The 23,036-nt window shown below is 66.9% G+C and carries 22 protein-coding genes; 14 read left to right on the forward strand and 8 right to left on the reverse strand.

What is annotated here, in order from left to right; translation table 11 throughout:
* Positions 1–70: 70 nt before the first annotated feature.
* The 4 genes from clpX to EYB42_RS06265 all read left to right on the forward strand — a co-directional run bounded on the left by clpX (position 71) and on the right by EYB42_RS06265 (position 2,743).
* Complete coding sequence (gene clpX, locus EYB42_RS06250; RefSeq protein ID WP_135449011.1) at positions 71–1,333, forward strand: ATP-dependent Clp protease ATP-binding subunit ClpX; 1,263 nt, start codon at positions 71–73, stop codon at positions 1,331–1,333.
* 164 nt (positions 1,334–1,497) lie between these two features.
* On the forward strand, positions 1,498–1,872 hold the full coding sequence (locus tag EYB42_RS06255; protein WP_135449012.1) for an NADH:ubiquinone oxidoreductase subunit NDUFA12: 375 nt from the start codon (positions 1,498–1,500) through the stop codon (positions 1,870–1,872).
* The gene (gene mlaD, locus EYB42_RS06260; RefSeq protein ID WP_135449013.1) at positions 1,872–2,366 is read left to right on the forward strand and encodes an outer membrane lipid asymmetry maintenance protein MlaD; all 495 of its coding nucleotides are present in this window, start codon (positions 1,872–1,874) and stop codon (positions 2,364–2,366) included. The genes EYB42_RS06255 and mlaD overlap by 1 nt, the downstream gene beginning before the upstream one ends.
* Positions 2,363–2,743: a DUF2155 domain-containing protein gene (locus EYB42_RS06265; RefSeq protein WP_135449014.1), complete on the forward strand. Its 381-nt coding sequence runs from the start codon at positions 2,363–2,365 to the stop codon at positions 2,741–2,743. Before mlaD ends, EYB42_RS06265 begins: the two co-directional genes overlap by 4 nt.
* Here EYB42_RS06265 and aat read toward each other — a convergent pair.
* The 3 genes from aat to accB form a co-directional block, all read right to left on the reverse strand.
* Positions 2,686–3,345, reverse strand: coding sequence for a leucyl/phenylalanyl-tRNA--protein transferase (gene aat / locus EYB42_RS06270; protein ID WP_211195375.1), 660 nt, complete (start codon positions 3,343–3,345; stop codon positions 2,686–2,688). The two genes, EYB42_RS06265 and aat, sit on opposite strands and share 58 nt — an antisense overlap.
* Before the next feature lie 80 nt (positions 3,346–3,425).
* Positions 3,426–4,772: an acetyl-CoA carboxylase biotin carboxylase subunit gene (accC, locus tag EYB42_RS06275; protein WP_135449016.1), complete on the reverse strand. Its 1,347-nt coding sequence runs from the start codon at positions 4,770–4,772 to the stop codon at positions 3,426–3,428.
* A gap of 7 nt (positions 4,773–4,779) precedes the next feature.
* Complete coding sequence (gene accB, locus EYB42_RS06280) at positions 4,780–5,274, reverse strand: acetyl-CoA carboxylase biotin carboxyl carrier protein (protein WP_135449017.1); 495 nt, start codon at positions 5,272–5,274, stop codon at positions 4,780–4,782.
* A 238-nt stretch (positions 5,275–5,512) separates the two neighbouring features.
* On the opposite strand from accB, the gene EYB42_RS06285 reads away from it, so the two are divergent.
* The 6 genes from EYB42_RS06285 to EYB42_RS06310 all read left to right on the forward strand — a co-directional run bounded on the left by EYB42_RS06285 (position 5,513) and on the right by EYB42_RS06310 (position 12,788).
* Positions 5,513–6,832: an NAD(P)-dependent oxidoreductase gene (locus EYB42_RS06285; protein ID WP_135449018.1), complete on the forward strand. Its 1,320-nt coding sequence runs from the start codon at positions 5,513–5,515 to the stop codon at positions 6,830–6,832.
* Positions 6,833–6,886: 54 nt separating this feature from the next.
* The gene (locus EYB42_RS06290; protein WP_135449019.1) at positions 6,887–7,417 is read left to right on the forward strand and encodes a DedA family protein; all 531 of its coding nucleotides are present in this window, start codon (positions 6,887–6,889) and stop codon (positions 7,415–7,417) included.
* A gap of 63 nt (positions 7,418–7,480) precedes the next feature.
* Positions 7,481–8,779: an NAD-dependent dihydropyrimidine dehydrogenase subunit PreA gene (gene preA, locus EYB42_RS06295; RefSeq protein ID WP_135449020.1), complete on the forward strand. Its 1,299-nt coding sequence runs from the start codon at positions 7,481–7,483 to the stop codon at positions 8,777–8,779.
* A 189-nt stretch (positions 8,780–8,968) separates the two neighbouring features.
* Positions 8,969–10,363 carry a cysteine--tRNA ligase gene (cysS, locus tag EYB42_RS06300; RefSeq protein ID WP_135449021.1) on the forward strand — a complete coding sequence of 465 codons (1,395 nt, stop codon included), beginning with the start codon at positions 8,969–8,971 and terminating at the stop codon, positions 10,361–10,363.
* Complete coding sequence (cimA, locus tag EYB42_RS06305; protein ID WP_135449022.1) at positions 10,360–12,036, forward strand: citramalate synthase; 1,677 nt, start codon at positions 10,360–10,362, stop codon at positions 12,034–12,036. The genes cysS and cimA overlap by 4 nt, the downstream gene beginning before the upstream one ends.
* Positions 12,033–12,788: a phytoene/squalene synthase family protein gene (locus EYB42_RS06310; RefSeq protein ID WP_135449023.1), complete on the forward strand. Its 756-nt coding sequence runs from the start codon at positions 12,033–12,035 to the stop codon at positions 12,786–12,788. Before cimA ends, EYB42_RS06310 begins: the two co-directional genes overlap by 4 nt.
* A 79-nt stretch (positions 12,789–12,867) precedes the next feature.
* Here EYB42_RS06310 and EYB42_RS06315 read toward each other — a convergent pair whose 3' ends face one another.
* Positions 12,868–14,073 (reverse strand): MFS transporter, encoded by a 1,206-nt coding sequence (locus tag EYB42_RS06315; RefSeq protein ID WP_135449024.1) that lies wholly within the window; start codon positions 14,071–14,073, stop codon positions 12,868–12,870.
* Between the two features lie 80 nt (positions 14,074–14,153).
* On the opposite strand from EYB42_RS06315, the gene EYB42_RS06320 reads away from it, so the two are divergent.
* Both EYB42_RS06320 and EYB42_RS06325 read left to right on the forward strand, forming a co-directional pair.
* Complete coding sequence (locus EYB42_RS06320) at positions 14,154–14,783, forward strand: DNA-3-methyladenine glycosylase family protein (RefSeq protein ID WP_135449149.1); 630 nt, start codon at positions 14,154–14,156, stop codon at positions 14,781–14,783.
* Complete coding sequence (locus tag EYB42_RS06325) at positions 14,780–15,439, forward strand: alpha/beta hydrolase (RefSeq protein ID WP_135449150.1); 660 nt, start codon at positions 14,780–14,782, stop codon at positions 15,437–15,439. Before EYB42_RS06320 ends, EYB42_RS06325 begins: the two co-directional genes overlap by 4 nt.
* Before the next feature lie 43 nt (positions 15,440–15,482).
* Here the strand turns inward: EYB42_RS06325 and hutU are convergent, their stop codons facing one another.
* The 3 genes from hutU to hutI all read right to left on the reverse strand — a co-directional run bounded on the left by hutU (position 15,483) and on the right by hutI (position 19,964).
* Entirely contained in the window at positions 15,483–17,168 is a 1,686-nt protein-coding gene (hutU, locus tag EYB42_RS06330; RefSeq protein WP_135449025.1) for a urocanate hydratase, read from the reverse strand.
* Between the two features lie 80 nt (positions 17,169–17,248).
* Positions 17,249–18,781, reverse strand: a complete 1,533-nt coding sequence (gene hutH / locus EYB42_RS06335; RefSeq protein ID WP_135449026.1) for a histidine ammonia-lyase — start codon at positions 18,779–18,781, stop codon at positions 17,249–17,251.
* The gene (gene hutI, locus EYB42_RS06340) at positions 18,771–19,964 is read right to left on the reverse strand and encodes an imidazolonepropionase (protein ID WP_135449027.1); all 1,194 of its coding nucleotides are present in this window, start codon (positions 19,962–19,964) and stop codon (positions 18,771–18,773) included. Before hutI ends, hutH begins: the two co-directional genes overlap by 11 nt.
* A 69-nt stretch (positions 19,965–20,033) precedes the next feature.
* On the opposite strand from hutI, the gene EYB42_RS06345 reads away from it, so the two are divergent.
* Together EYB42_RS06345 and EYB42_RS06350 are read left to right on the forward strand one after the other, a co-directional pair.
* Positions 20,034–21,374 (forward strand): formimidoylglutamate deiminase, encoded by a 1,341-nt coding sequence (locus tag EYB42_RS06345; protein WP_135449028.1) that lies wholly within the window; start codon positions 20,034–20,036, stop codon positions 21,372–21,374.
* A complete protein-coding gene (locus tag EYB42_RS06350) occupies positions 21,371–22,057 on the forward strand; it encodes a GntR family transcriptional regulator (protein ID WP_135449029.1) in 687 nt (228 codons plus the stop codon). Before EYB42_RS06345 ends, EYB42_RS06350 begins: the two co-directional genes overlap by 4 nt.
* A 78-nt stretch (positions 22,058–22,135) precedes the next feature.
* Here the strand turns inward: EYB42_RS06350 and EYB42_RS06355 are convergent, their stop codons facing one another.
* Positions 22,136–22,981, reverse strand: coding sequence for a LysR family transcriptional regulator (locus tag EYB42_RS06355; RefSeq protein ID WP_135449030.1), 846 nt, complete (start codon positions 22,979–22,981; stop codon positions 22,136–22,138).
* Positions 22,982–23,036: the final 55 nt, after the last annotated feature.

The raw sequence follows: 23,036 nt of genomic DNA on the forward strand, positions 1-23,036 counted from the left end.
AGACTTGCGCTTGGGGGACCGGGGCCGGGCAGCGGCCGAGTGACAAGGGACAGTGTCCAGAGGGCAATGGATGGCGAACAACTCCGGCAGCGACAGCAAGAACACGCTTTACTGTTCCTTCTGCGGCAAGAGCCAGCATGAGGTGCGCAAGCTGATCGCGGGGCCCACGGTCTTCATCTGCGACGAATGTGTCGAACTGTGCATGGACATCATCCGCGAGGAAACGAAGACCACCGGTCTGAAATCCTCGGACGGTGTGCCCACCCCGCGCGAGATCTGCAAGGTGCTGGACGACTATGTGATCGGCCAGGTGCATGCCAAGCGGGTGCTTTCGGTGGCCGTACACAACCACTACAAACGGCTGAACCATTCCTCGAAGAACGATATCGAACTGTCGAAGTCGAACATCTTGCTGATCGGCCCCACTGGCTGCGGCAAGACGCTTCTGGCGCAGACGCTGGCGCGCATCCTGGACGTGCCCTTCACCATGGCCGACGCCACCACGCTGACCGAGGCCGGCTATGTCGGCGAGGACGTGGAGAACATCATCCTGAAGCTGTTGCAGGCCAGCGAATACAATGTCGAACGCGCCCAGCGCGGCATCGTCTACATAGACGAGGTCGACAAGATCACGCGGAAGTCGGACAATCCCTCGATCACCCGCGACGTGAGCGGTGAGGGCGTGCAGCAGGCGCTTCTGAAGATCATGGAAGGCACGGTGGCCTCCGTGCCGCCACAGGGGGGCCGCAAGCATCCTCAGCAGGAATTCCTGCAAGTGGACACGACGAACATCCTGTTCATCTGCGGCGGCGCCTTCGCAGGGCTGGAAAAGATCATTGCCCAGCGCAACAAGGGGTCGGGCATCGGCTTTGGCGCCGACGTGAAAAGCCCCGATGAACGTTCCGTGGGCGAACTGTTCAAGGAACTTGAGCCCGAGGATCTGCTGAAGTTCGGCCTCATTCCCGAATTCGTCGGCCGTCTGCCGGTGATTGCCACGCTGACTGACCTGGACGAGGCGGCGCTGGTCACCATCCTCACCGAGCCGAAGAACGCGCTGGTCAAGCAATACCAGCGTCTGTTCGAGATCGAGGGCGTCAAGCTGACCTTCACCCCTGATGCCCTTACCGCCATCGCCAAGCGCGCGATCAAGCGCAAGACCGGCGCGCGCGGACTGCGGTCGATCATGGAAGACATTCTTCTGGACACCATGTTCGAACTGCCGGGCATGGATGGTGTCGAGGAGGTCGTCGTGAACGATGAGGCGGTGAACTCGGGTGCTAAGCCGATGCTGGTTTATACCGAGACCAAAAAGAAAGAGCCCGCCAAGGCTTGATCCGCTTATCATCTCGCCCCGACAGCGTTCCTTGCCAGCCAAGAGGACGGCGCGAATGGACTGTCGGCAAGGGAAGAGCGGACAAGGACGCCAGCTGTGCCCATTCCCCTAGACCTTGGCAGACCTTTGGGCCATATCAGGGCCAAGCGAAGCGGAGACCCGACATGAATTTCCTGAAACGTCTGCTGACCTGGTGGAACAGCCAGACCATCGGCACCCAGATCTTCACTGCGCGCAAGGGGGTGAAGGTCGGCCAGGACGAGGCCGGGAACACTTTCTATCAGACCCGCGACGGCAAGCGGCGCTGGGTTATCTACAACGGCGAGATGGAAGCCTCTCGCATATCGCCCGAATGGCACGGCTGGCTGCACCACACCTGGGACGAACCGCCAACCAAGGCCCCGCTGAAGCACAAGCCTTGGGAAAAGCCCCATCAGGAGAACCTTACCGGCACCGAAGCGGCTTATGTGCCGCCTGGCTCGATCCGGCGTGCCAAACCCGTCGCCCGGCGCGACTATGAGGCCTGGCAGCCCGAGTGATGGCCTACGAGCGTGCCGAAATCCTGACCGGGGCCGCCGTTCTAGCCGTGGCGATCGGTTTTGTGGTCTATGCTGCGCAAGGCGCAGGACTGGTGCGGGAACCCGACAGCTATCCGCTGACGGCGAGTTTCCGGTCTGTCGAGGGGGTGCGCATCGGGTCTGACGTGAGACTTGCGGGCGTCAAGGTCGGGACCATCACCGATCTGCGGCTGAATCCCGAGACCTTCTTTGCAGATGCGACGATCACGATCCGCAAGGACATCCTCCTGCCGGTTGACAGCACCATCCTGATTTCGTCCGAGGGGTTGCTGGGCGGCAATTTTGTCGAGCTTCTGCCCGGCGGTGCGCTGGAAACCCTGGAACCCGGTGACGAGATCGAGGACACGCAGGGCGCGGTCAGCGTGATCTCGCTGCTGCTGAAATTCGTGGGCGGAGGGGCCGAGGCTGGCGGAGCCGCTACCCCCGATGAAAGCACGGATCCTGCGGCGCCATGATTGCCCGGCTTGCCTTGATTGCCGGCCTGCTTTCGACGCTGCCAGCCGCAGCGCAGGACTTTGCGTCAGCGCCTGGCGCCTCGCTGCGTTTTCTGGACAAGCTGACCAGCGAGACCGGCGATGTGACGCTGGGCGTCGGACAGGCGGCCAGGTTCGGGCGGCTGATCGTGCAGCTGGACGACTGCCGCTATCCGGTGAGCAACCCCTCGTCCGAGGCCGAGGCCCATCTGACCATGATCGACGAGGCAACTCAGGCACAACTGTTCAGCGGCTGGATGCTGGCATCTTCGCCCGCGCTGTCGGCTTTGGATCATCCGCGTTATGACGTCTGGGTGCTGTCCTGCGTCCTGCCCGAGGCCAGCCCTTCGGGCGAATAGTCCGGCAAGTCGAATGTCGCTTCGCCCTGCAGCGCCTCGGCCAGCAGACGGTGATAGGTGGCGCGGGGAATTTCCACCGCGCCCAGGCTGGCCAGATGCGAGGTCAGGAACTGGGTGTCGAACAGGCGGAAACCGCCGGCCCGCAGCCGCGCAACCAGATGCGCCAACGCCACCTTCGAGGCATCGGTTACACGGCTGAACATGCTTTCGCCGAAGAAGGCAGCGCCCAGCGTGACGCCATAGACCCCACCCACCAGACATTCGTTCTGCCAGACCTCAAGGCTATGGGCGTGGCCCAGATCATGCAGCGTCTGATACAGGCGCTGGATCCGATGGCTGATCCAGGTGTCGCCCGGGCGGTCGGCGCAGGCCTCCACGACCTGTGCGAAGGCCCGGTTGGTCGTGACACGGAAATCTGCACGGCGCAGCCGGCGCGCCAGCGAACGCGAGACGTGGAAACCGTCCAGCGGAAGGATGCCGCGCCGGCGCGGATCGACCCAGTGGATAGTCTCGTCGCCGCGTGTCTGGGCCATGGGAAAGATTCCCATCGCATAGGCGCGCAGCAGGATCTCGGGGGTGATCTCCTCTACCGGATCGGACATCGCAAGATCCTTTGAAGGATTTTGCAAAAGTCTTGAAAACTTTTGCGGTGGGGCGCCCGCAAGGGCACCCCGATCGAGTGTCAGCCGAACTGCTCGGCCAGCCATTTCTCCAGCCAATGGATGTTGTATTCCCCGTTCTGGATGTCGGGCTCGGCCAGCAGCATGTGGAACAGTGGCACAGAACTGTCCACACCGTCGATGATCAGCTCTGACAGGGCGCGTTTCAGGCGGGCCAGCGCCTCGGGCCGGTCGCGGCCATGGACGATCAGCTTGCCGATCAGGCTGTCGTAATAGGGCGGGATCGTATAGCCGGAATACAGCGCCGAATCCATCCGTACCCCGAAGCCGCCGGGGGCATGGAACATACGCACCTTTCCGGGGCAGGGCGAGAAGTTCGGTATCTTCTCGGCGTTGATCCGCACCTCGATGGCGTGGCCGTTGATCTCCAGCTCGTCCTGGGTGAAGGACATCGGCAACCCGGCCGCGACGCGGATCTGTTCGCGCACAAGGTCAACGCCGAAGATGTATTCGGTGACCGGGTGTTCCACTTGAAGGCGGGTGTTCATCTCGATGAAGTAGAACCTGCCGTCCTCGTAGAGGAATTCGATGGTTCCGGCGCCGATGTAGTTGATCTTTGCGACCGCATTGGCACAGATCGTGCCGATCTCTGCCCGCATCTTCGGGGTGATGGCGGGGCCGGGGGCTTCCTCGAACACCTTCTGATGGCGCCGCTGCAACGAGCAGTCGCGCTCTGCCAGGTGGACCGCCCGGCCCTTGCCGTCACCGAACACCTGAATCTCGATGTGCCGCGGTTTCTGAAGGTATTTCTCGATATAGACCTCGTCGTTGCCGAAGGCGGCCTTGGCTTCGCTGCGGGCGGTTCGGAAGGCGATTTCCAGTTCTTCGGCGTTCCTGGCCACCTTCATGCCGCGCCCGCCACCGCCGGCAGTGGCCTTGATGATGACCGGATAGCCGATGCCTTCCGCGACGCGGCGTGCCGTGTCGAAGTCGGGCACGCCGCCGTCGGAACCCGGAACAACCGGAATGCCAAGCGCCTTTGCAGTTTCCTTTGCCGTGATCTTGTCGCCCATGATGCGGATGTGTTCCGCGCTGGGTCCGATGAAGGTGATGCCGTGATCCTCCAGTGCCTGTGCAAAGCTGGCGTTTTCGGACAGGAAGCCATAGCCCGGATGCACGGCCTGGGCGCCGGTGATTTCGCAGGCAGAGATGATTGCCGCCTTGTTCAGATAGCTTTCCGAACTGGGTGCCGGCCCGATGCAGACGGATTCGTCGGCCATGCGCACATGCATCGCGTCAGCGTCGGCAGTCGAATGCACGGCGACCGACTTGATCCCCATTTCGCGGCAGGCGCGGATGACGCGAAGCGCGATCTCGCCGCGGTTGGCGATCAGGATTTTCTCGAACATGGGCGCCTCACTCGATGATGAGGAGGGGGGCGCCGTATTCGACCGGGTGGCCATCCTCGACCAGGATGCGCTTTACCGTGCCCGCGCGCGGGGCGGGGATGTGGTTCATCGTCTTCATCGCCTCGATGATCAGGACGGTCTGGCCTTCGCTGACCTGCGAGCCCACGGTCACGAAGGGTGCGGCCCCCGGTTCGGGGGCAAGATAGACGGTGCCGACCATGGGCGAGGTCACCGCACCGGGGTGCTGGGCCGGGTCTTCGGGCGCGGCCGGGGCTGAGACAGCGGCCGGCGCTGTCGCAGCCGAGGCGACCTGGTGGACCACGGGGGCAGGGGCCGCAGCGGCAACCGTCACCACATTGGCCTGTTTGACGACGCGCACCTCGAGGCTGTCATCCTCGCCATATTCGCGCTTCACCGACAGTTCGGTCAGGTCGTTCTTGTTCAGAAGCTCGGCCAGTGCCGAGATGAAGGCCACATCCGTGTCGGTCGTCTGCTTGCTCATGCCGTCCTCTGTTGGCTTTGCGCCATTGGCTTCAAGGCAGGGTGCGCCCCCGCCGCCGCGTGTGGGGCGCTTATACGCGAGCGGCCGGGGGCTGAAAAGCCGCGAATCCGTGCCTGATCCCCGGGCAGTTGGCGCTAACGATGCAAAATCCTGTGCTGCTTGAAAATTTACCGTTTGATAAAAAATTCGACCTGTGCCAGCCTTCCATCAAAAGATGAGCCAGGGAGGCCCACAGCCGATGTCGAACAGTCCGTTTACCCCCGGAATCGTGGCCGGCCGCTTGCCGGACGCCGCCTATGCCCGGAACTTCGCCGATCACGAGCCGCCGCTGGATGCGCACGAGGCCCGCGTCGCCGCCGACCGCTGCTATTTCTGTCACGATGCGCCCTGCATCACCGCATGCCCCACGGCGATCGACATTCCGTTGTTCATCCGCCAGATCGCGACCGGCACGCCCGAAGCCGCGGCCACGACGATCTGGAGCCAGAATATCCTTGGCGGCATGTGCGCGCGCGTCTGCCCCACGGAAACCCTGTGCGAAGAGGCCTGCGTGCGCGAGGCGGCCGAGGGCAAGCCGGTAGAGATCGGACGCCTGCAACGGTATGCCACGGATGTGGCCATGGCCAAGGGGCTGCATCCTTTCACCCGGGCGCCGCGGACCGGAAAGCGCGTCGCCGTCGTAGGGGCGGGACCGGCGGGTCTGGCCTGCGCCCACCGCCTTGCGATGCACGGGCATGACGTCGTGGTGGTCGAGCGCCGCCCGAAGGCAGGCGGCCTGAACGAATACGGCATTGCCAGCTACAAGACTACGGGCGGCTTTGCGCAGAAAGAGGTCGAATGGCTGTTGTCTATCGGCGGGATCGAGATCCGCTGCGGAGTCGAGCTTGGCCGAGACGTGACGCTGGCGCAGCTTGAGGCAGAATATGATGCGGTCTTCCTCGGCATCGGTCTTGCGGGCGTGAACGCACTGCGCACTCCTGGCGAGGACAAGGCGGGCGTGCGCGACGCGGTCGATTTCATTGCCGAGCTGCGCCAGACCGCGGATCTGTCCACGCTGCCCATCGGGCGCGACGTGGTGGTGATCGGGGGCGGCATGACCGCAGTGGATGCCGCGGTGCAGTCGAAACTGCTGGGGGCGGAAAACGTCACCATCGTCTATCGCCGCGGGCAGGAGAAGATGTCTGCCTCGGCCTACGAACAGGAACATGCCACCAGCGCAGGCGTCCGCATCATCTGCAACGCGATGCCGGTGGCCATCCACGGCAACGGCGCGGTGCGCGAGGTGGAATTCGCCTACACCCGGGAAACCCCCGAGGGGCTGAAGCCCACCGGCGAGACCTTCCGGTTGAAGGCCGACCAGGTGTTCAAGGCCATCGGCCAGACGCTGGCAGGGGCACCCGAGGGGCTGGCTGTCGAGGGCGGCAAGCTGAAGGGACATCAGGGCAAGGTCTGGGCGGGCGGGGATTGTGCCGCCGGGGGCGAGGATCTGACGGTGACGGCCGTGGCCGAGGGCCGCGACGCCGCCGAGGCGATCCATGCCGCGCTGACGGCCGGCTGATGCGGGGCGATTTTCCTTGCCAGCCCAAGGCTTTCGCGCCATCAGGGGCGAAGCATGGACGGCTGGACCGACACCTTCATCGCCTTCGTCGAGCGCAACCGCGACTGGTTGCCGCTGATCATGATGACCTTTGCCGCGGCCGAGACCACGGCCTTCCTGTCGATCCTGGTGCCATCGACCGTCGTGTTGGTCGGCATCGGCGGGCTGGTGGCGACCGGGGCGGTGCCGTTCTGGTCGCTCTGGATCGGCACGACGATCGGGGCACTGATAGGCTCGACCTTCAGCTACTGGCTGGGGCGACGCTATGGCGGCGTGGTGCTGGCGCTGAAGCCGCTGAGCGACCACCCCGAGATGGTGGAAAAGGCGCAGGCGAGTTTTGCGAAATATGGCCCCGCAACCATCTTCATCGGGCATTTCGCCACGGTTTTCCGGCCCGTTGTCTTCCTGCTGGCCGGGATGAGCCGCATGACCCTGCCGCGGTTCATGTTCTGGAACACGCTGGGCTGCATCGCCTGGGCGTTCCTGATTCCGAAACTCGGCCAGTTCGGCGGCGACATCATCGGCTGGCTCTGGTCGCTGCTCTGAATGGGTGCGGGGGAAAGCTCCGCGCCAAGCAATCGCTCTCTGCTTTCGCCAAGGAGGTCTGCCATGGCTAACCTGTCTTCCGAATTCATCGGCATCAAGTCGCCGAACCCGTTCTGGCTGGCCTCGGCGCCACCGACGGACAAGAAGTACAATGTCGAGCGCGCCTTCGAGGCCGGCTGGGGCGGCGTCGTGTGGAAGACGCTCGGCTCCGAGGGGCCGCCGGTCGTGAACGTAAACGGGCCGCGCTATGGCGCGATCTGGGGGGCAGACCGGCGGCTTCTCGGCTTGAACAACATCGAGCTGATCACCGACCGCCCGCTGGAGGTGAACCTGCGCGAGATCAAGGAGGTCAAGCGCAAGTGGAAGGACCGCGCCTTGGTCATCAGCCTGATGGTGCCCTGCGACGAGGACAGCTGGAAAGACATCCTGGCCCGGATCGAGGATACCGAGGCCGACGGGGTAGAACTGAACTTCGGCTGCCCGCATGGCATGGCCGAACGCGGCATGGGCAGCGCCGTAGGTCAGGTGCCGGAATACATCGAAATGGTCACCCGCTGGGTCAAGAAGCATAGCCGAATGCCCTGCATCGTGAAGCTGACGCCGAACATCACCGACATCCGCCGCCCGGCCGAAGCGGCCAAGCGTGGCGGCGCAGATGCGGTTTCCCTGATCAACACGATCAACTCGATCACTTCGGTCAACCTGGACAGCTTCAGCCCCGAGCCATCGATCGACGGCAAGGGCACGCATGGCGGCTATTGCGGACCGGCGGTCAAGCCCATCGCGTTGAACATGGTGGCCGAGATCGCCCGCAACCCGGAGACCCATGGCCTCCCGATCAGCGGCATCGGTGGTGTGACCACCTGGCGCGACGCGGCCGAGTTCATGGCGCTCGGCGCGGGTAACGTGCAGGTCTGCACGGCGGCGATGACCTACGGCTTCAAGATCGTGCAGGAGATGATCAGCGGCCTTTCGCAATATCTGGACGACAAGCAGATCGCCTTGTCGGATCTGGTCGGCCGCGCTGTGCCGAATGTGACCGACTGGCAGTATCTGAACCTGAACTATGTCACCAAGGCGCGGATCGACCAGGATGTCTGCATCAAGTGCGGCCGTTGCTATGCCGCCTGCGAGGATACCAGCCACCAGGCGATCCTGATGAAGCCTGGCCGGGTGTTCGAGGTGAATGATGCGGAATGCGTGGCCTGCAATCTCTGCGTCAACGTCTGCCCGGTGGACAACTGCATCACCATGGTCGAGCTGCCGAAGGGCGCGGTCGATCCCAGGACGGGCGTCAAGGTCGGGGATTATGCCAACTGGACGACGCACCCGAACAACCCCAGCGTGAAGGCTGCGGAATAGGGCTGCTCTGCCCCCTCGTGCGGCTTGCGTGCGGGGGGGCTGGCATGCTAGGCCCATGCCATGACGACGTTGCGCAACATCCGCATCTGCTGCATTACCCGCTGACTTCGGTCGCGCGGGCGCTTCGTCATTCCCCATGGAAAGAAGCCGAACCCGCGCGGCGAAGGCTCGCGTGTCGAAGGGACTGACATGGTGAAGATCCGCCTGACGAACTCCAGGACCCGGAAGAAGGAGGACTTCTTTCCGATCGACCCGGCCAATGTGCGGATGTATGTCTGCGGCCCCACGGTCTATGACCGGGCGCACCTGGGCAATGCGCGCCCCGTGGTCGTGTTCGACACTCTGTTCCGTCTGCTACGGCATGTCTATGGCGCGGATCATGTGACCTACGTTCGCAACTTCACCGACGTTGACGACAAGATCAACGCCGAGGCGCTGCGGCGGCAGCAGGCCGGCGCGAAGGGCACCCTGGAAGAGCTGATCCGCGAGCGCACCGAGGAGACCATCGCCTGGTATCATGCCGACATGGACGCCCTCGGCGCGCTGCGCCCGACGCATGAGCCGCGGGCGACGGAATACATCGGCCAGATGATCGCGATGACCGAGGAGCTGATCCGGTCCGGCCATGCCTATGCGGCAGAGGGCCATGTCCTGTTCCGCGTCCGCAGCTACCGGGATTATGGCAAGCTTTCGGGGCGCAGCGTGGACGACATGATCGCGGGCGCCCGGGTCGAGGTCGCCCCGTTCAAGGAAGACCCGATGGATTTCGTGCTGTGGAAACCGTCCTCGGCCGCCGAGCCCGGCTGGGACAGCCCCTGGGGCCGCGGCCGGCCCGGCTGGCACATCGAATGCAGCGCCATGGCGCATGAGCTTCTGGGCGAATCCTTCGACATCCACGGTGGCGGGCTGGATCTGCAATTCCCCCACCACGAGAACGAGATCGCCCAGTCCGCCTGCGCCCATCCGCACGGCGACTTCGCGCATTACTGGCTGCACAACGAGATGTTGCAGGTCGAGGGGAAGAAGATGTCCAAGAGCTTGGGCAACTTCTTCACCGTGCGCGACCTCTTGGACCAGGGCATTCCGGGCGAAGTGATCCGCTTCGTCTTCCTGATGACGCATTACCGCAGCCCGATGGACTGGACGGCGGACAAGGCGCGCGCGGCCGAGGCGACCCTGCGCAAGTGGCGCGCGGCGTCGGCGTCGGTTGCCGCATCGTCGCCCCTGCCGGCTGTGGTCGAGGCGCTGGCCGACGATCTGAACACCGCCGGCGCGCTGGCTGCGCTGCATGCCGCAGCGGGCGAGGGGGATTGGGCGGGGCTGAAGGCCTCGGCGCAGCTGATGGGTCTTCTGACCGAGCATCTGGGCGCTTGGGCCACAGCGCCGCGGGTTGACCTGTCGGGTCAGGCGGAACGGCTGGCCGCGCTTCGGGCCGAGGCAATGGTCTCGAAGGATTTTTCCGCCGTCGATGCCCTGAAGGCCGCGCTGGTCGCGGCGGGGGTCGAGGTGCGCATGTCGAAGGCGGGGGTCGAGCTGGTGCCCGGACCCGGCTTCGATGCGGCAAGGCTGGAGGCGATCAAGTGACCGTAGAGAAAGAAAAATTTTCGTCCGAAAATTTTTCGGCCCGGCGTAAGCGCCTCTGGCTTTACGACACCACGCTGCGCGACGGGCAGCAGACGCAGGGCGTGCAGTTCTCCACCGCCGAAAAACAGCAGATCGCGCGCGCGCTGGATGCGCTGGGGGTGGACTACATCGAAGGCGGCTGGCCGGGCGCGAACCCCACGGACAGCGATTTCTTCGCCGCACCGCCCGAGACTCGCGCCACGCTCACCGCGTTCGGCATGACCCGCCGCGTGGGCCGGTCGGCCGAGAACGACGATGTGCTGGCCGCCGTCCTGAACGCGGGCACCCCGGCGGTCTGTCTCGTCGGCAAGACGCATGACTTTCACGTCACCACCGCGCTTGGCGTGACGCTGGAGGAAAACCTCGAGGCCATCGCCTCCTCGATCCGGCATCTGGTCGCCAGGGGCCGCGAGGCCCTGTTCGACGCCGAGCATTTCTTCGACGGCTACCGCGCCAACCCGGCCTATGCGCTGGCCTGCCTGACGGCGGCGCGGGATGCGGGCGCGCGCTGGATCGTGCTTTGCGATACCAATGGCGGCACGCTGCCGGCCGAGGTGGGCCGGGTGACGGCCGAGGTCATCGCCGCCGGCATCCCCGGCGACCGGCTGGGCATCCATTGCCACGACGACACCGGCAATGCGGTGGCGAACTCGCTGGCCGCGATCGAGGCCGGGGCGCGGCAGGTGCAGGGCACGCTGAACGGGCTGGGCGAACGCTGCGGCAATGCGAACCTGACAACGCTGATCCCGACGCTCTTGCTGAAGGAACCCTATGCCAGCCGGTTTGAGACCGGGGTCAGCCGCGCGGCGTTGGCGGGGTTGCTCAAGACCTCCCGGATGCTGGACGACATCCTGAACCGCGTGCCGCTGCGCAGCGCACCTTACGTCGGCGCCTCGGCCTTCGCGCACAAGGCGGGGCTGCACGCCAGCGCGATCCTGAAGGATCCCTCGACCTACGAACATATCGACCCGGCGCTTGTTGGCAACGAGCGCGTGATTCCGATGTCGAACCAGGCGGGCCTGTCGAACCTGCGGGCGCGGCTCGCCTCGGCCGGGATCGAGGTCGATCCGAAGGATCCGCGCCTGGGCCGGATCATCGAGGTGGTGAAGGCGCGCGAGGATCAGGGCTATGCCTATGACGGCGCGCAGGCGTCGTTCGAGCTGGTCGCCCGGCGCGAACTGGGCCTGTGTCCCGACTTCTTCGAGGTGAAGCGCTACCGGGTGACGGTGGAGCGGCGGAAGAACAAGTACGACCGGATGATCTCGCTTTCAGAGGCGGTGGTGGTGGTCAAGATCGGCGACCGCAAGATGATGTCGGTCAGCGACAGCATGGACGAGACCGGCAGCGACCGCGGCCCGGTCAACGCGCTGGCCAAGGCGCTGGCCAAGGATCTTGGCCCCTATCAGGCCTGCATCGACGACATGAAGCTGGTGGACTTCAAGGTCCGCATCACCAATGGCGGGACCGAGGCGGTGACGCGCGTCATCATCGACAGCGAGGACGGGCAGGGCCACCGCTGGTCCACCGTGGGGGTCAGCGCCAACATCATCGACGCCAGTTTCGAGGCGCTGCTGGACGCGATCCAGTGGAAACTGATCCGTGACTTCGGCCAGCCGCAAGGGGCGGCGGCATGAGCCTCGACGCCTGCGCCGGGCTGGTGCAGCGGGGCGATCCGGACCGTTTCCTCGCGGTGATGGCCGCCCCCGTCGCGGTGCGCGCGCAGCTCTTGCCGCTTTATGCCTTCAACCTCGAAGTCGCCCGCGCCCCCTGGGTGACGCAGGAGCCGCTGATCGCCGAGATGCGCCTGCAATGGTGGCGCGACGTGGTGGAAAACGCGGCCTCGGGGGCTGCCCGCGCGCATGAGGTCGCGGGTCCGCTGCACGCGCTGATCCGGGATTTCGGCCTGCCAGTCGAGGTCATGGACCGCCTGATCGCTGCCCGCCGATGGGACATCCACCGCGAGCCGCATGACGGGATCGCCGGGCTGACGACCTACCTGGACGACACCGGGGCGGGGCTGATGTGGCTGGCCGCCAGGGCGCTGGGGGCGCCGGAGGGGGCGGAACATGCGGTGCGCGCCTATGGCTGGGCCACGGCGGCGGCTTTCTACCTGCGCGCCGTGCCCGAGCTTGTCGCGCGCGGCCGGCAGCCGTTGCCCGAGGGCGTCGGCGCCGCTGACCTGGCGCGGCTGGGGCTGGAAAGGCTGACGGTTGCGCGCCAGGCGCGCCGGTCGGTGCCCAAGGGGGTCGCCCCGGCGCTTCTGGCGGGCTGGCAGACAGAAGCACTGCTGCGTCAGGCGCTGGCCGGGGAAAGAGCATCGCTGGGACTTTCGGACTTCCGGCGCCGGTGGCTGCTTCTGCGGCAGGGTGTCACCGGGCGCTGGTAAGGGCTGCTCCTCGTTCGGTTGCGTCGCCTCGTCGCGGGACCGAGCGATGAGCGCATGCAATGCGGCCAAGAGCGGCCGTTCAGGCGCGCGTTTCCTGCGGCCGCAGCCAGAGCCAGATCAGCGCGCCGCCCGCCAGCACCAGGAAGGGCAGCATGGCCAGATTGACCATCTGCCAGCCCGCCTGGGTCGAGCCGCCGGCGCAATTCATCAGCCCGCCCGACGAAAAGCTCGCCAAGGTCACACCTCCGAACACGACAAGGTCGTTCAGGCCTTGCAGCCGGCCGCGTTCTTCCGGCCGCTGCGCGTTGGTCAGCATCGTGGTCGCCCCGATGAAGCCGAAGTTCCAGCCGATTCCCAGCAGGACCAGAGCGATGAAGAAGTTCTCGAGCTGCACCCCGGCCATCGCCACCGCCCCGGCCGCGGCCAGGATGGTCAGCCCAAGCGCGATGATCCGCTCGGTCCCGAAGCGGGCGATCAGATGGCCGGTGAAGAAGCTGGGCGCATACATGGCCAGCACATGGGCGGTTACCACATCCGCCGCATCCCCCGTATCGAAGCCGCAGCCGACCACTGCCAGGGGCGAGGACGTCATCACCAGGTTCATCAGCGCGTAAGAGACGGTGGCACAGATCATCGCCACGGCAATCACCGGGGTGCGGATAAGTTCTGCCCGCGAGCGGCCAGACGGCGCCCCAAGTTCAGGCGGCTTCGGCTTCGGAATGTCCAGCGCGGCAAAGATAAACATGCCGAAAAGATTAAGCCCGATGACCGCGAGATATGAGCCCAGGAACGGCACCACCGCATAGTCCGCGGTCACCTTTACCAGCTGCGGCCCGACGATGGCCGACAGCAGCCCCCCTGCCATGACCCAGCTGATCGCCTTTGGACGGAAAGTGTCGGACGCTGTGTCGGCGGCGGCGAAGCGGTAGAAGCCCTGCGCCGACATGTAGATACCGGTGAACAGCGCACCCAGGCAGAAAAGAAGGAAGCTGCCGCTCGACAATCCCCAGGCGCCGATGGCTGCCCCCAGCGCCCCGCCAAGCGCACCAGCCACGAACCCCGCGCGGCGCCCGTGGCGCTGCATGAAGGCAGAGATCGGCGTCGCGGTCAGCATTGAGCCGATGACCGTCATCGAGATCGGCAGCGTAGCCCAGCAGGCATTCGGCGCCAGCGTGGAACCGGCCAGCCCGGCGATGGTGAAGATCATGGGCATCTGGGCCCCCAGGATCGCCTGGGCGGCGACAAGGACGATCACATTGCGGCGGCCGGTGGAGTCGCTGGTCATGGGGGCAAGGCGTAGACCTGTGCCGGCCAAGGGGCAAGGGGCAGGGTTGCGACCGGGCGCCGCGGATGGCAGGAAGGGGCATGGTGGGCCGGATCATCACGTCTCTGGACTGCGTGGCCGAAGGGGCGGAGTGGCTCGCCGCGCGCGAGCCGGCCTTTGCCCGCGCGCTGCCCGTGGTCGGGCCGCTGCCCCTGCGCCGCGAGCCCGACGGCTTCGCGGCCCTGCTGCGTGCGATCGTCGGCCAGCAGGTCTCGGTCGCCAGCGCCCGGGCGATCTGGGCGCGGCTGGAAGGCGCGGGGCTGACCGGGGCCGAGGCGATGGCGCGGGCCTCGGACGCGGACCTGCGCGCCGCGGGTCTGTCGCGGCAGAAGGCGCGCTATGGCAGGGCGCTGGCGCAGGCGGGCATAGATTTCAACGCCTTGCGCGACATTCCCGATGCAGAGGTCGTCCGCACTCTGGTCGCAGTGCCGGGGATCGGGGTCTGGACAGCCGAGATCTATGCCATGTTCGCGCTGGGGCGGGCCGATGTCTTCGCCCCCGGCGACCTGGCGCTGCAAGAGGCGGCGCGGATGCTGTTCGACCTGCCCGCGCGGCCCACCGACAAGGCGCTGCGGGCCATGGCCGAGGCCTGGTCGCCCTGGCGCTCGGTTGCGGCGCGGGTGCTTTGGGCCTACTACCGCGTGGCACGGGAACGGGAAGGGGTGATCTGATGCGGGAATTGCGGTTCGGGCGGAAGGGCGCGGGGCAGGGGCAGGCGCGGTCGCTGGTCGTGTTCCTGCATGGCTATGGCGCGGATGGCGCCGACCTTCTGGGCCTGGCCGATGTCCTGGCGCCGCACCTGCCGGAAACGGCCTTCGTTGCCCCGGACGCACCTGAACGCTGCGCGGGGGGCGGTTTCGGCTATCAATGGTTCCCGATTCCCTGGCTCGACGGGTCTTCCGAAGCTGCCGCCGCAGCGGGATTGGCGGCCGCGGTCAAGGATCTGAACGGCTTTCTTGATGCGCGCCTTGCCGAAGAGGGGCTGATGCCCGACCGCATGGCGCTGGTCGGCTTCAGCCAGGGTGCGATGATGAGCCTGGAGGTCGCCCCCCGCCGCCCCGAGGCCGTGGCCGGGGTGGTCGCGATCTCGGGCCGGTTGCTCAGGCCCGATGCCCTGGCTGCGGAAGCGCTGGTGAAGCCGCCGGTTTTGCTGATCCACGGCGATCAGGACCCTGTGGTGCCGTTTTCCGACATGGCCAGGGCAGGAGACGCGCTGGTCGCGGCCGGTTTTCCGACATATGGTCACGTCATGCAAGGCACCGGCCACGGCATCGCACCCGATGGGCTGGGCGTGACGCTGCAGTTCCTGAAGGAGCGGCTGGCCTAGCCGGATCTGCGCCGGAACAGTTGCCCCCCGACACTGGTGCCGGTCAGTTACCGAGTATCCCCGGCAGCCGCAGCCCGTGCTCCTTGGCGCACTGGATCGCGGCCTCGTAGCCCGCATCCGCATGCCGCCACACGCCCGAGGCCGGGTCGTTCCACAAGACACGCTCCAGCCGCCGCGCGGCCTCGGGCGTGCCGTCGGCCACGATCACCACGCCCGCGTGCTGGCTGAACCCCATGCCGACCCCGCCGCCGTGGTGGATCGAAACCCAGGTCGCTCCGCTCGCGGTGTTGACCAGTGCGTTCAAAAGCGGCCAGTCGGAAACCGCATCCGAGCCGTCCTTCATGCCTTCCGTCTCGCGGTTGGGCGAGGCGACCGAGCCACTGTCCAGATGGTCCCGCCCGATCACGATGGGCGCCTTCAGCTCTCCGCTGGCGACCATCTCGTTGAACATCAGCCCCGCCCGGTGCCGGTCGCCCAGCCCGATCCAGCAGATCCGCGCTGGCAGGCCCTGGAAGGCGATGCGTTCCCCGGCCATGTCGAGCCAGCGGTGCAGATGCGCGTTGTCGGGGAAAAGCCGCTTCATCGCCGCATCGGTCTTGCGGATGTCCTCGGGGTCGCCCGACAGCGCGCACCAGCGGAAGGGGCCGATCCCCTTGCAGAACAGCGGGCGGATGTAGGCCGGGACGAAACCGGGGAAGGCGAAAGCGTTCTCGAAACCCTCCTCCTTCGCCACCTGGCGGATGTTGTTGCCGTAGTCGAGCGTGGGAATCCCCTCGTTCCAGAAGCCCACCATCGCCTCGACATGGGCGCGCATCGAATGCCGCGCGGCCTTCTCCACCGCCGCCGGGTCGGTCTCCTGCTTCGCGCGCCATTCGGCGACGCTCCAGCCCGCCGGGCAATAGCCGTGCAGCGGATCATGGGCCGAGGTCTGGTCGGTCACGATGTCCGGGCGCGGCCCGCCCGCGCGCATCCGGGCGAGAAGTTCGGGAAAGACTTCTGCCGCGTTGCCCAGAAGGCCCACCGACTTCGCCTCGCCCTTCGCCGTCCAGTCGGCGATCATGGCCAGGGCTTCGTCAAGGGTATGAGCTTTCGCGTCCAGATAACGCGTGCGGATGCGGAAATCGATCCGCGTCTCGTCGATCTCCACCGCCAGGCAGCAGGCGCCCGCCATCACGGCGGCCAGGGGCTGCGCGCCGCCCATGCCGCCGAGGCCGCCGGTCAGGATCCAGCGGCCCGTGAGGTTACCGCCGTAATGCTGCCGCCCGGCCTCGGCGAAGGTCTCGTAGGTGCCCTGCACGATGCCTTGCGTGCCGATGTAGATCCAGGACCCGGCGGTCATCTGGCCGTACATCATCAGGCCCTTGCGGTCGAGCTCGTTGAAATGCGCCCAAGTGGCCCAGTGCGGAACGAGGTTCGAGTTGGCGATCAGCACGCGCGGGGCGTCGCTGTGGGTGCGGACGATGGCCACGGGCTTGCCGGATTGGACGACCAGTGTCTCGTCCGACTCCAAGTCCTTCAGGCTGGCGACGATCCGGTCAAAGTCGTCCCAGGTCCGTGCGGCGCGGCCGATTCCGCCATAGACCACCAGTTCATGCGGGTTTTCGGCCACGTCGGGATGAAGGTTGTTCATCAGCATCCGCATCGCGGCCTCGGTCTGCCAGGATTTGCAGGTCCGCTCTGGGCCGGTCGGCGGGTAGATGTCGCGGAGGTTGTGGCGGGGGTTCGTCATGGTCGGGCTCCTGGTCTGGTGGAGGCCCCGGGGGCGCTTCGCCCCCCGGACCCCCCGAGGATATTTGGGAACGGAAGAAGTCAGGCGAGGGCGGGAAGGGGGACGCCCGTGGCGCGGCCAAGCGCGCCCTCGGCCACCAATGCGGCAGCCTTGGCAAGATCAGGGGCGAGGTAGCGGTCGTCTTCCAGGGCACGCACCTCGGCCCGCAGCACGTGCAGCGCGGCCTGCAGCGGGGCGGAGGTGCGCAGCGGCGCGCGGAACTCCACCCCTTGCGCGGCGCAGAGCGCCTCGACGCCGAGGATGACGTGCAGATTCGTGGCCATCCGGCCCAAGCGGCGCGCGCCGTGGGCGGCCATCGAGACGTGATCCTCCTGGTTGGCGCTGGTCGGCGTCGAATCGATCACCGTGGGATGGGCGAGGTGCTTGTTCTCGCTCATCAGCGCGGCGGTGGTGACCTCGGCGATCATCAGGCCGGAGTTCAGGCCGGGCTTCGGAGTCAGGAAGGCGGGCAGGTCGAAGGACAGCGTCGGGTCCACCATCAACGCCACGCGGCGTTGCGCGATGGCGCCGATCTCGGCGATGGCCATGGCGATCATGTCGGCGGCGAATCCCACGGGTTCGGCGTGGAAATTGCCGCCCGAGACGATCTGGCCATCCGACAGGACCAGCGGGTTGTCGGTGGCGGCATTGGCCTCGATCTCAAGCGTCCGCGCCGCCATGCGCAACACGTCCATCGCCGCGCCCGTCACCTGCGGCTGGCAGCGGATGCAGTAGGGGTCCTGGACGCGGGTATCGCCCTCGCGGTGGCTTTCGCGGATCTCGCTGCCGGCAAGCAGCGCGCGCATTGTCGCCGCCGCCTCGATCTGGCCGGGATGGCCGCGAAGGGTGTGGATTTCGGGTTCCAGCGGCGCGGTCGATCCCATGATCGCATCGGTGGACATGGCCGAGATCACCAGCGCCTCGCGCGTGGCAGACCAGGCCTGGAACAGGCCGGCCAGCGCATAGGCGGTGGAAAACTGCGTGCCGTTGATGAGGGCAAGCCCTTCCTTCGCGCCCAGCGTGATCGGCGATAGTCCTTTCTGCGCAAGGGCTTCGGCGCCGGGCTTCACCTGGCCGTCCACCATCGCCTCGCCATGGCCGATCAGCACTGCGGTCATATGCGCCAGAGGCGCGAGGTCGCCGGAGGCGCCGACCGAGCCCTGGTCGGGGATGACCGGGGTCACTCCCCGGGCCAGCATGTCCTCGATCAGCGCCACAACCTCGGGCCGCACGCCCGAGGCGCCGCGGCCGAGCGAGAGGAGCTTCAGCACCATCATCAGCCGTGCCACGTCCTCGGCCATGGGCACGCCCACGCCGCAGCAATGGCTGAGGATCAGGTTTTTCTGAAGCGTGGCAGTATCTTCCGGCGCGATCTTTATACTGGCGAGCTTGCCGAATCCTGTATTTACACCATAGACCGCGGCCCGCCCGGTCGCTGCGGCCGCGATGTGGCTTGCGGCGCGCGCGATCCCCGGACGCGCGCTGTCGTGCAGGCGGGCGGGCAGGCGCTGCCTGTAGATACGCTCGATCTGGGCAAGGCTGACCTGGCCGGGGATCAGGATTTCAGGCGTCAAGACGGCCTCCGTATATGCGTTGATGCAGCGCGGTGGCGCCGATGCGGTAGCTGAGTTCCGCCGGATGGTCGGCCTCCCATATCGCCAGGTCGGCGCGCAGGCCCGGCGCGATGCGGCCCCGGTCGCCCAGCCCCAGCGCGCGGGCGGCATGGGCCGTGGTGCCGAGAAGCGCCTCTTCCGGCGTCAGGCGGAACAGGGTGCAGGCCATGTTCATCGCCAAGGTCAGCGAGGCCATGGGCGAGGAACCAGGGTTCAGGTCGGTCGCCACCGCCATCGGGACACCCGCCGCGCGCAGGGCGGCGATGGGCGGCAGCTGGCCTTCCCGCAGCGTGTAGAACGCGCCCGGCAGGATCACCGCAACCGTGCCCGCCGCCGCCATTGCCGCAATGCCCTTGGGCGAGAGATATTCCAGATGATCCGCAGAAAGCGCCCCGTGCCGGGCGGCGAAGGCGGCGCCGCCCTGGTCGGAAAGCTGCTCGGCATGGATCTTCACGGGAAGGCCCAGGGCGCGGGCCTCGACGAAGAGGGGCGCAAGCTCGTCCACCGAAAAGGCGATGGTCTCGCAGAAGGCATCGACCGCATCGACGACCCCCTCGGCCCGGGCCAGGCGAAGCGAGGGAATGGCGACCTCGGCGATGTAACTGCCCGGGTTGCCCCAGTATTCCGGCGCAACCGCATGGGCGGCAAGATGGCTGGTCCTTACAGTGATTGGCCGGTTGTCGGCGATGCGTCGCGCAACACGAAGCATCTTCAGCTCGTCTTCGACCGTGAGGCCATAGCCGGACTTCACCTCGATCGTCGTGGCGCCGCTGGCGATCAGCTGGTCGATCCGGTGCAGGGCTGCAGCAAGCAGATCGTCCTCGGACGCCGCGCGGGTGGCGGTCACGGTGGAAAGGATCCCGCCTCCGGCGCGGGCGATCTCTTCGTAGCTTGCGCCCTTCAATCGCAGCTCGAATTCGACCGCGCGGTGTCCGGCAAAGACGGTGTGGGTGTGGCAATCGATCAGTCCCGGTGTGACCAGGCGTCCGGCACAGTCGTGCTCGGGCAGGGCGCGGAAGGTCGCGGGCAGGCTGGTCATTGGCCCGGCCCAGGCGATCCGGTCGCCGTCCATTGCCACGGCGGCATCGGGGATCAGGCCATAGCCGTTGATCATCGTTGCAAGGGTGGCATGGGTCAGAAGCATCGGCGTCTTGCCTTATGACTGGTATAATGGTTAATATGTCTAGACATAATGCAAGTCAAGTGAGTCACCATGATCCTTCACGCCACCTCTGCCCTGTTGCCCGACGGTTGGGCGCGGGATGTCCGCATCCGCGTGGAGGGGGGGCGCATTGCCGAGGTGACGGCCGGGGTGCCGGGGCAGGGGCACGGTGTCCTGCTGCCCGCTCCGGTGAACCTGCATTCGCACACCTTCCAGCGTGCCATGGCCGGGCTGACCGAAGGCCGTACCGCCGGGCAGGACAGTTTCTGGACCTGGCGCGCGCTGATGTATCGCTTTCTTGACCGGCTTTCCCCCGAGGACATGCAGGCCATCGCCGCGCAGGCTATGGTCGAGATGGCCGAGGCCGGGTTTTCGGCGGTCTGCGAATTCCACTACCTGCACCATCCGGTCGGGGGCGGCACCCATGCCGACCCGGCCGAGATGTCCGCCCGCATCGCCGAGGCGGCGCGGGAAACCGGGCTTGGCCTGACGCATCTGCCGGTCATCTACGAACAGGGCGGGGTGGACGGGCGGGCCCTCACGGGCGGGCAGCTGCGCTTCGGCTCCTCGCCCGAGGTCTTTGCGGCGCTGCTGGAAGGGGCGGGGCGGGCGCTCTCCGACTTGCCTGACGTGGTGCTGGGCGTCGCGCCCCATTCGCTGCGCGCGGTCCGCCGCGAGACGCTGGCCCGCGTGGCCGGGATGACGCAGGGCCCCATCCACATGCACATCGCCGAACAGGTGGCCGAGGTCGAGGAGGTCCGCACCGCCTGGGGCGCGCGCCCGGTGGAATGGGCCTGCGCGAACCTGCCCCTCGATGCCCGGTGGTGCATGATCCATGCCACCCAGATGACGCCCGCCGAGACCGCCGCGCTGGCCCGCACCGGGGCGGTCACGGGGCTGTGCCCGATCACCGAGGCGAACCTGGGCGACGGCATCTTCGACGGCCCGGGCTGGCTTGCGGCGTGCGGGATCTTCGGGGTGGGCACCGACAGCAACGTCCGCATCTCGCTGGCCGAGGAGTTGCGGCTTCTGGAATATTCCCAGAGGCTTGGCCACAGGGCGCGGGCGGTGATGGCCGATGAGCGTTCCACCGGGCGGCTTCTCTGGGACCAGGCCGCGCGGGGCGGCGCGCAGGCGGCGGGGCGCGGGCGCGGCGTGATCGCGGTGGGCGAATGGGCCGATCTGGTGGCGTTGGACACCGGCGATCTGCGGCTCGAGGGGCTGGAAGGCGACCGGCTCCTGGATGCCGTGATCTTCGCCGGGCGCGACGGGCTGGTCACGGACCTCTGGTCCGCCGGACGACATGTCGTGCGGGGCGGGCACCACATCGCCCGCGAGGCCGTGGCCCAGCGTTTCCGCGCCACCATGCGCCGCCTGAGGGACGCGCTGTGACGCTGGGCTGGGAGGAGATCCGGGCCGAGGTGCTGCGCCGCATACGCGCGCGCGAATGGCCGCCTGGCGCCCTGATTCCGGGAGAGGAGGCGCTGGCCGAGGAGTTCGGTGTCGCCCGTGCCACGGTGAACCGCGCAATGCGCGATCTGGCCGAGGCGGGGGTGATAGAGCGCAAGAAGCGGGCCGGGACACGGGTTGCGGAATTGCCGGTGCGGCGCGCCCGCCTGGAAATTCCGGTGATCCGGCTGGATGTGCTGGGCCGGGGGCTGACCTATGATTTCAAGCTGCTTGCCGACCGCGTGGAACGCGCACCCATCCCTGTTACCGCCCGGCTCGGCCTGCCCGAAGGCACGGCAATGCGGTATCTCGAGACGCTGCACCTTGCCGGGGGACGCCCCTTCGTGCTTGAGACGCGATGGCTGAACCCGGCCATTCTGCCTGCGCCCCCGCCCGATTTTGCCGCAGTCAGCGCGAACGAATGGCTGGTCACGCACGTCAGCCTGGTTTCTGGCGACATTGCCTTCACTGCGGAACCGGCAACCCCACGCGAGGCCGAGGTGATGGGCATGGCGCCCGGCACGCCGCTGTTGGTGGCCGAACGGACCACGCACGGCACCACGGGACCGGTGACGCTGGTGCGGCTGGCCCACGCGCCGGGGCATCGGGTGCAGATGACCTTCTGACCCGCCGTTCATGACTTCCCTGCGGTCGGTCTTTGCCGGTGCCTTGGGCGAGGGCCCGCAACTGCGCACCGAGCCGGTTCAGCGGAAATGCCGGGCGACCAGCTGGGTCAGCCGGCGATGCAGGGGCAGGGTGCGATGGCGGATGTGAATCGCGGCAAAGACCGGCTGGCGCAGGTCGGGCGCGTCCTTGACGGCCATGAACCGGCCGCCCGCTATCAGATCCGACGCCGTCTTGGCCAGCACATAGCCCGATCCGCCCATCGCCGTCAGCAGCGAGACGACCGACCCCGACTGCCCGACCGAGACAGGCGCCCCCGCCAGGTCCGGCGTGGTCTGGCGGTGCATCTCCTCGAAGGCGGGCGAGAAGTGGGCAAAGACGAAGCGGTCGGACCTGACCTCGGCCAGCCGCGGGGTTTCGGTCGAGATCATGCGGTAGGTCACCTCGCCCACGCTGTCGAAATGCAGGTCGGGATGCGGCTTGGGTGAGAACATCACCGCAAAGTCGAGAATGCCGGTCAGCAGGTCGGCGCACATCTGGTTGGAGTAGTCGGGCTCGATGTAGAAGGCAGTCTCGGGGAAGGCCGCGCGGAACTCGGCCACCCAGTCGCCCAGATAGACCGCCGCCAGGTCGTTCTGGATGCCCAGCCGCAACAGATGCTGCGCGCCCTGCGGGATCTTGATCCGCCGCTGCGCCTCGTTCCATTCATGGCGCAGGGCGCGGGCATGCGGCTCAAAGCGCTTGCCCTCGGGCGTGAGGTCCGTGCCCGCGCGCGACCGGTCGAAAAGCCGCGAGCCCACCGCCTGTTCCAGCGCCGCGACCCGGGCCGAGACGGTGGATTGCGTGATCCGCAGCCGTTCCGCCGTGCGGTGGAAACTGCGGGTTTCGGCAAGGTCGAGGAAGGTGTCGAGAAGGTCGATCTGCATCGGTTTTGCCCTGTGCCTGCCCCCTGGGGGCGCTTCGCCCCCCGAGCCCCCAGAG

It is taken from the genome of Tabrizicola caldifontis (assembly GCF_004762095.1).
Classification (GTDB): domain Bacteria; phylum Pseudomonadota; class Alphaproteobacteria; order Rhodobacterales; family Rhodobacteraceae; genus Tabrizicola; species Tabrizicola caldifontis.

What these genes read in the sequence shown, in the direction of transcription:
- clpX (WP_135449011.1), top strand. Translation starts at nt 71, where the DNA reads ATGGCGAACAACTCCGGCAGCGACAGCAAGAACACGCTTTACTGTTCC.
- mlaD (WP_135449013.1), top strand. Translation starts at nt 1,872, where the DNA reads ATGGCCTACGAGCGTGCCGAAATCCTGACCGGGGCCGCCGTTCTAGCC.
- hutI (WP_135449027.1), bottom strand. Translation starts at nt 19,964, where the DNA reads ATGCTTCTGACCCATGCCACCCTTGCAACGATGATCAACGGCTATGGC.
- EYB42_RS06290 (WP_135449019.1), top strand. Translation starts at nt 6,887, where the DNA reads ATGGACGGCTGGACCGACACCTTCATCGCCTTCGTCGAGCGCAACCGC.
- accC (WP_135449016.1), bottom strand. Translation starts at nt 4,772, where the DNA reads ATGTTCGAGAAAATCCTGATCGCCAACCGCGGCGAGATCGCGCTTCGC.
- preA (WP_135449020.1), top strand. Translation starts at nt 7,481, where the DNA reads ATGGCTAACCTGTCTTCCGAATTCATCGGCATCAAGTCGCCGAACCCG.
- EYB42_RS06310 (WP_135449023.1), top strand. Translation starts at nt 12,033, where the DNA reads ATGAGCCTCGACGCCTGCGCCGGGCTGGTGCAGCGGGGCGATCCGGAC.
- accB (WP_135449017.1), bottom strand. Translation starts at nt 5,274, where the DNA reads ATGAGCAAGCAGACGACCGACACGGATGTGGCCTTCATCTCGGCACTG.
- EYB42_RS06355 (WP_135449030.1), bottom strand. Translation starts at nt 22,981, where the DNA reads ATGCAGATCGACCTTCTCGACACCTTCCTCGACCTTGCCGAAACCCGC.
- EYB42_RS06320 (WP_135449149.1), top strand. Translation starts at nt 14,154, where the DNA reads ATGGTGGGCCGGATCATCACGTCTCTGGACTGCGTGGCCGAAGGGGCG.
- EYB42_RS06345 (WP_135449028.1), top strand. Translation starts at nt 20,034, where the DNA reads ATGATCCTTCACGCCACCTCTGCCCTGTTGCCCGACGGTTGGGCGCGG.
- cysS (WP_135449021.1), top strand. Translation starts at nt 8,969, where the DNA reads ATGGTGAAGATCCGCCTGACGAACTCCAGGACCCGGAAGAAGGAGGAC.
- EYB42_RS06285 (WP_135449018.1), top strand. Translation starts at nt 5,513, where the DNA reads ATGTCGAACAGTCCGTTTACCCCCGGAATCGTGGCCGGCCGCTTGCCG.
- aat (WP_211195375.1), bottom strand. Translation starts at nt 3,345, where the DNA reads ATGTCCGATCCGGTAGAGGAGATCACCCCCGAGATCCTGCTGCGCGCC.
- hutU (WP_135449025.1), bottom strand. Translation starts at nt 17,168, where the DNA reads ATGACGAACCCCCGCCACAACCTCCGCGACATCTACCCGCCGACCGGC.
- EYB42_RS06255 (WP_135449012.1), top strand. Translation starts at nt 1,498, where the DNA reads ATGAATTTCCTGAAACGTCTGCTGACCTGGTGGAACAGCCAGACCATC.
- EYB42_RS06265 (WP_135449014.1), top strand. Translation starts at nt 2,363, where the DNA reads ATGATTGCCCGGCTTGCCTTGATTGCCGGCCTGCTTTCGACGCTGCCA.
- EYB42_RS06315 (WP_135449024.1), bottom strand. Translation starts at nt 14,073, where the DNA reads ATGACCAGCGACTCCACCGGCCGCCGCAATGTGATCGTCCTTGTCGCC.